General features: G+C 72.0%; 5 protein-coding genes. 2 read left to right on the top strand and 3 right to left on the bottom strand.

Features of this window, described 5'->3' with window-relative positions; all coding sequences use genetic code 11:
- Both ABZ910_RS36140 and ABZ910_RS36135 read right to left on the bottom strand, forming a co-directional pair.
- Positions 1-664 (bottom strand): Clp protease N-terminal domain-containing protein (locus ABZ910_RS36140; RefSeq protein ID WP_361373659.1); only part of this gene is annotated, 664 nt, incomplete at its 3' end.
- A 175-nt stretch (positions 665-839) separates the two neighbouring features.
- Positions 840-1,817, bottom strand: coding sequence for an NADPH:quinone reductase (locus ABZ910_RS36135; RefSeq protein ID WP_361373657.1), 978 nt, complete (start codon positions 1,815-1,817; stop codon positions 840-842).
- Between the two features lie 348 nt (positions 1,818-2,165).
- Between ABZ910_RS36135 and ABZ910_RS36130 the strand changes: the two genes are divergently transcribed.
- Together ABZ910_RS36130 and ABZ910_RS36125 are read left to right on the top strand one after the other, a co-directional pair.
- On the top strand, positions 2,166-2,744 hold the full coding sequence (locus ABZ910_RS36130) for a thioredoxin domain-containing protein (RefSeq protein WP_361373655.1): 579 nt from the start codon (positions 2,166-2,168) through the stop codon (positions 2,742-2,744).
- 145 nt (positions 2,745-2,889) lie between these two features.
- Complete coding sequence (locus ABZ910_RS36125) at positions 2,890-3,936, top strand: serine/threonine-protein kinase (protein WP_361373653.1); 1,047 nt, start codon at positions 2,890-2,892, stop codon at positions 3,934-3,936.
- A gap of 43 nt (positions 3,937-3,979) precedes the next feature.
- Here ABZ910_RS36125 and ABZ910_RS36120 read toward each other — a convergent pair.
- On the bottom strand, positions 3,980-6,257 hold a 2,278-nt coding region (locus ABZ910_RS36120; protein WP_361373651.1), incomplete at its 5' end, for a SpoIIE family protein phosphatase.

The raw sequence follows: 6,257 nt of genomic DNA, 5'->3' as shown, positions 1-6,257 counted from the left end.
CGATCTCCTCACCACGCCCCACCACCGGGTCCAGCTTCCCGGCCTTCGCCTCCTCCGTCAGATCCCGCCCGTACTCGTCCAGCGTCGACGTCGGCTTCTTTCCGTCAGCCATGGCACCGCCCTCTGCTCGAGCCGCCTGCTCCGTCACCCCGCGCAGCCGCTTGACGTCCACACCGTCCGAGCGCATCAGACGGGCGGCGTCGGTGTCGCGGTCCGATACCAGGGCGCCGAGGATGTGCTCGGGACCGATGTAGGAGACGCCGGCCTCCTGGGACTGGATGTAGGCGTCGGCGAGGATGCGCTTGGCGGCCGGGGTCAGATTCGGCTCGCCCGTCGCCTCGCCGGCTTCATGGGGCAGCACCTCGGCGATCTTGTCAGCCAGCTTGTCGGGGTCGACTCCCGCCTGGGCCAGCAAGCTCCGCGCGGGGTCGACCTTGGCGGCCGCCCACAGCAGGTGCTCCGTGTCCAGGTCCGACGTCCCGTCCTCCATCGCTCGCCTCGCGGCCCGGTTGAGCAGATCGTGCGCCGGCTGCGTGAGGAGCCGCCCGATCGGTACCCGCTGCACCGCCGGCGGCGACGACGCGGGCGACATGCCGAAGAATCGACTCAACAGGTCGCTGAACGGATCGGACGAGCCGAAAGCGGAACCGAACGACATCGACATGACAGCTCCTGGGGCCGGAGGAGGGAGACGTGAACACTCACCGGGGAGGCACAAAACACTCAAACGCGATACCTAGGGCTTCGCAAGCGGAGGCCATGGCGGCAGACACGGCCGCAGACACGGCCGCAGACACGACGGCAGGCGTGGCGGTCGATACGGCGGCAGACACGGCCGCTCAACTCGTCACGCGCAGCACCAGCTTGGTCCGCACCTTTTCCTCTTCCATACGGCGATGCGCTTCGGCCGCCGCGCTCAGCGGGAGCACCTCGACGGCACGGGGCCGCAGGTGGCCCGCCGCGATAAGCGTGCCGATGTGGTGGGCGGCGTCGGCGAGTTGCGTGGTGTCGGCGTTGGAGATGGCGAATCCGTGGACCGAGCGGTCCCGCGTGTACAGCGCCGCGGCGGGCAGCACCGGGCAGGTGCGCAGGCCGGACATCACGACGAGCCGCCCTCGGTCCGCGAGGACATCCAGCCCGCCTTCGAGGTCGTTGCGGCCGGAGGTGTCGATGTGCAGGCTCACTCCGCCGGGTGCGGCGGTCCTGATCTGCCCGACGACGTCGGGGGAGCGGTAGTCGACGACGTGGTCGGCGCCGAGTGAGCGTACGTAGGACGCGTCGTCGGCGGAACACACGGCGACGACCCGTGCCCCGGCCTGCGCGGCCATCGCGACGAGCATGCTGCCGACCTGGCCGGCGGCGCCGAGCACGGCGACGGTCTCGCCGGCCCGCAGCCGCCCGTGGCTGAACAGCGCGAGATGCGCTGTTGCCGCCGCATGGGCCAGCGCGACCGTGTCGAGGGGATCGGCGCCGTCAGGCAGGTGATAGAGTCGGTCCGCGGGAACGACAGCCTGCTCGGCGGCGGCGCCCTGGCGGCCCGCGTGGCCGAGGCTGTTGCACCAGACCCTGTCCCCGGCATGGAATCCGGGTGCCCCGGGCCCGGCCGCGGCCACGGTGCCGACCAGGTCACGGCCGATGACGAAGGGGAACCGCAGCGGGGTGCGGTACGCCCCGGAGCGTACGAAGGTGTCGACGGGGTTGACGGCGCTGAACTCGACGTCCACCAGGACGTCGTACGGGCCGGGCCGGGGCGGTGGCAGCGGGCCGTGACGGATGACATCGGGTGCACCGAGTTCGGTGATGTAGGCGGCGCGCATGGAACACGACTCTGGCATCCCGCCGCCGCGCTCGCCCCGCCAGCGCATCCACGCCGGGGGCGCGGGAAGGCGCGTACGGTCCTGTGCCAGGTCACTGCCGTACGCCTGACCCTCATGGCGGTCCGACCAGCGGTGCGACCGGGTCGAAGCCTGCCCACATGGAACTTCCGGCGCACGATCCCGACAAGAGGTCCAGCCTGGTCCGCCGGTCCTGGGCGCACCGTTCATTGCTCCACTCAACGGCATGTCCATGCGCGTCAACGGGTATGGCCCTGCGCGCTCGTCGGCGGCTTTCGAGGGCGAAACGTCCGCCGTGCCCGCCTGTGGCATGTATGCCAAGCTCGTCTCATGACTCCCGCAAACACGACTGGTACCGGTGACACCACTCTGTATTACGGCGACCTCAACAATTCCCACGAGCTTCAGGTGTTCATCGAACTGCGTGACCGGGCGAGCTACCGCATGGCGGAGAGCCTTCTCGGCACGATTCGCCAAGCCGCCGACGAGGGCAAGTTCGTGGTCAAGTTCCATTTCGCGGGGGTGATGGACGAGACGATCGGCGGTACGGGCTCCCAGCGCAGCCTGAGCGCGCTCGCCGCGGCGAGCGACGTGGGACAGAAGCAGTTCATGGAATATCTGGCGGCGCTGTTCGAGGCCCAGCCGTTCCCGCCCGGCAACGACGACTTCTCCGACGCGTCCGTGCTGCTCTCGGTGGCCGACAAGGTGAACGGGCTGAGGTCCACCGAATTCGACCAGAAGGTCACGGGCAGCACGTACATGACCTGGGCCGGGGAAGTCATCGGGGACTTCGGGTCGTTCGGCGTGGTGGGAACACCGGTGGTCTGGTACGACGACGAGAACATTCCCGTCGAGAAGATCGGCGGAGGCCCCGCCATCACCCCGCAGGAATTCCTGTCCCAGTTGTAGGCGGACGGCTCGACGCGGCCTCGTCCTCGGCGAGAACTCGTACCGGCCCACTCGATAGAATTCGGGTATGGGAGAGCGGCTCACCACGCCGACGGGCGGATCGCCCGGGACCCTCGTAGGACCGACCGGATGACGGTGGTGTCCGATGAACACGGCGTCGAATGACCTCAGCCGGTACTCGGGCCGGCCCTCCGGGATGGTCGGGACGGAGATCGCGGGCTATCGGGTCGAGCGCGAGATCGGCCGCGGCGGCATGGCCGTCGTCTACCGCGCGCAGGACCTGCGTCTGGGCCGTACGGTCGCGCTCAAACTGCTCGCCCCCGAGCTCGCCCGCAACGACACCTTCCGCCGCCGTTTCACCCATGAGTCGCGGGTGGCCGCGGCCATCGAGCATCCCCACATCGTGCCCGTCTTCGCCGCCGGCGAGACCGAGGGCGTGCTGTACATCGCCATGCGGTACGTCGCCGGGCTGGACCTGCGCCTCCTGCTCGACCGGGAGGGAGTACTCCCCGTCGCGACCGCTCTGCGCATCGCCGGCCAGCTGGCGTCCGCCCTCGACGCGGCGCACGAACACGACCTGGTGCACCGGGACGTCAAGCCGGGCAACGTCCTGGTCGCCAAGGGCGTCGACAGCGACCATCCCGAGCACGTGTACCTCACGGACTTCGGGCTGACGAAGAAGTCGCTCTCGCTCACCGGCCTCACCACCGTGGGCGAGTTCGTCGGCACCCTCGACTATGTGGCCCCGGAGCAGATCAGCGGGCGCCCGGTGGACGGCAGGTGCGACCTCTACAGCCTCGCCTGCGTCGTCTTCGAAACCCTCACGGGTGCGCCGCCCTTCCAGCGCGACGAGGACCTCGCGCTGCTGTGGGCGCACCAGTACGACCAGCCGCCCGCGCTGACCGAGAGGCGGCCGGAGCTTCCGTCGGCCGCCGACGAGGTCCTGGACAAGGCCCTGGCGAAGGTCCCCGACGACCGATACGACTCCTGCCTGGAGTTCGTGGCGGCCCTGCGCGCCGCCGCGGTGGCCGTCGGCGCCCGGCACGGCCACGCGGCGACGCTGGTGGACGCCCCGGTCGTCGAAGCGCCGGTGGCAGAGGCGCCGGCGGCCGAGGCGGCGGTCGACAAGGCGCCGCTCGATTCCGAGCCGGTGCCGGATCCGCCCTCCTGGGCCGGGCCGGCGTTCGGCTGAGTACGAGGGACACGACCCGGGGCCGCACCCGGGGGCGGGCCGGTCAGTCGCCGGCCCCGTCGAGGGACTGCTCGGCCCAGACCGTCTTGCCGATGCGGTCGTGCCGGGTGCCCCAGCGCTCGGCGAGCTGGGCGACCAGCAGCAGACCCCGTCCGCCCTCGTCGAAGGTGCGGGCCCGCCGCATGTGCGGGGTGGTGCCGCTGGAGTCGAAGACCTCGGAGATCAGGGTGCCGTCCTGGTGGATCAGCCGCAGCTGGATGGGAGGACGGCCGTAACGGATGGCGTTGGTGACCAGTTCGCTGACGATCAGCTCGGTGACGAAGACGGCGTCCTCCAGCCCCCAGGCGGCCAGCTGGTCGGTGGCGTACTCGCGGGCACGCGACACGACGGCGGGGTCGCTCGCCAGGTTCCACGTCGCCACACGGTCGGCGTGCAGCCCCCGGGTCCGGGCGACGAGCAGGGCGATGTCGTCGTCGGGGCGGTGGCTCAGCAGAGCCGTGAGCACTCGGTCGCAGACCGACTCCAGCGAGGCGGCGGGGAGGGCGAGCGCGGCGAACATCTTGTCCAGCGCCTCGTCGATGTCGTGGTCGCGGGCCTCCAGCAGACCGTCGGTGTACAGGGCGAGGATGCTGCCCTCGGGCAGCTCGGTCTCGACGGTCTCGAAGGGGAAGCCGCCCAGGCCCAGCGGCGGACCGGCCGGCACGTCGAGGAAGCGGACGCGGCCGTCCGGAGTGACGACGGCGGGCGGCAGATGGCCGGCCCGGGCGAGGGTGCATCGGCGCGAGACCGGGTCGTAGACCGCGTACAGGCAGGTGGTGCCGATGCCCCCGGCGGTCTCGCTCGCCAGGTCCGTGCTGCCTTCCTCCGCGGACAGGTGCAGCACGAGGTCGTCGAGGTGGGTGAGCAGCTCGTCGGCCGGAAGGTCGACGTCGGCCAGGGTGCGCACCGCGGTGCGCAGCCGGCCCATCGTGGCGGAGGCACGGATGCCGTGACCGACCACGTCCCCCACGACGAGGGCCACCCGCGCGCCGGACAACGGGATCACGTCGAACCAGTCGCCGCCCACACCGGCGCGGCCGCCCGCGGGCAGATAGCGGGAGGCGATCTCGAGTGCCCCCTGTTCGGGCAGCGTCTGCGGGAGCAGACTGCGCTGCAGCGCCATCGTGGTCGTATGCGCGCGGGTGTACTTGCGGGCGTTGTCGATGGCGGCGGCCGCGCGGGCCGTGAGCTCCTCGGCCAGCCGCAGATCCTGCGCGTCGAACGGCTCCCGGTGCCGCTGACGGCCGAAGAGCGTCACGCCGAGCGTGTTGCCCTGGGACAGCATCGGCACCACCAGCAGCGAATGCGTCCCGTACTCGCCCAGCCACGCGGCCCCCGGGTCCCCGGCCGTCCACCGCGCGATGGCGGCGTCGCTCGCCCGGTACAGCGCCGAGCGGCCCGAGACCAGGCACTCCACCGGCGGCGAGTGCGCCGGATAGGCGGTCGTCTCGCCGACCTTGGCCACGGACTCGGGGGTCCCGTCCTCCGGGAGCGAGCGCACGGCGGCGCGGCGCATGACGACCGGTCCTTCCAGCGGGAGGGTGGGCTCGTCCGCGAGCCGGGGGAAGTCGAGCAGGTCGACGACCGCGAAGTCCGCGAGCCGGGGAACGGTGACGTCGCCGAGTTCCTGCGCGGTGCGTCCCAGGTCGAGGGTGGTGCCGATGCGCAGGTCGGCCTCCTCGAGCAGGTGCCCGTGCTGCCGGGTGCCGGACTCCGCGTCCTGCGGGCCGTCATGCGCGGTCAGGCATACGGCGCGAATCCGGCCGTCGGCGTCCTTCAGCGGCGTCAGGTAGGCGGACCAGCGGGGCTCCGGGCCCTCGTCCATGATGTCCAGGCGGGCCTCCGTGTGCTGAGGCTCCCCGGTCCGCAGCGCCAGGCTCATCCTGCGGTCGGTTTCGTCGCTCCCCGGGCCGGGCGCGATGTCCGTCAGGCGCAGCCCGCGCATCTCGGCCTCGGTGAGGGACAGAGCGCGCTGCAGGCCCGCGTTGGCCCGCACCAGGCGCCGGTCCGTGTCGAAGATCGCCAGGACGAAGGGGGACTGGCCGAACACCCATTCCGCCAGCGCTTCGCCGACGGTGTGGGGCGAGCGTGCCGCGCCGGGCCCGGCGGACACCACCAGCCACTCGGCGATCCCGCCGTCCGCCGTCCTGCGGTGCGCGAGCAGCCCCAACTCCAGCCTGCGGCCGTCCCGGTGCCGTAGCGCCACGGTGCCGCCGCGGGGCCGCCGCCCCCGGCCCGCGCCCGCGCCGCGCGGGCCGGGGCCCGGCCCCCCGGCCGCCCCC

Origin of the sequence: Streptomyces sp. NPDC046805, from assembly GCF_040645355.1 — a bacterium.
Taxonomy (GTDB): Bacteria; Actinomycetota; Actinomycetes; order Streptomycetales; family Streptomycetaceae; genus Streptomyces.
This window is presented reverse-complemented; position numbering and strand designations above follow the sequence as displayed.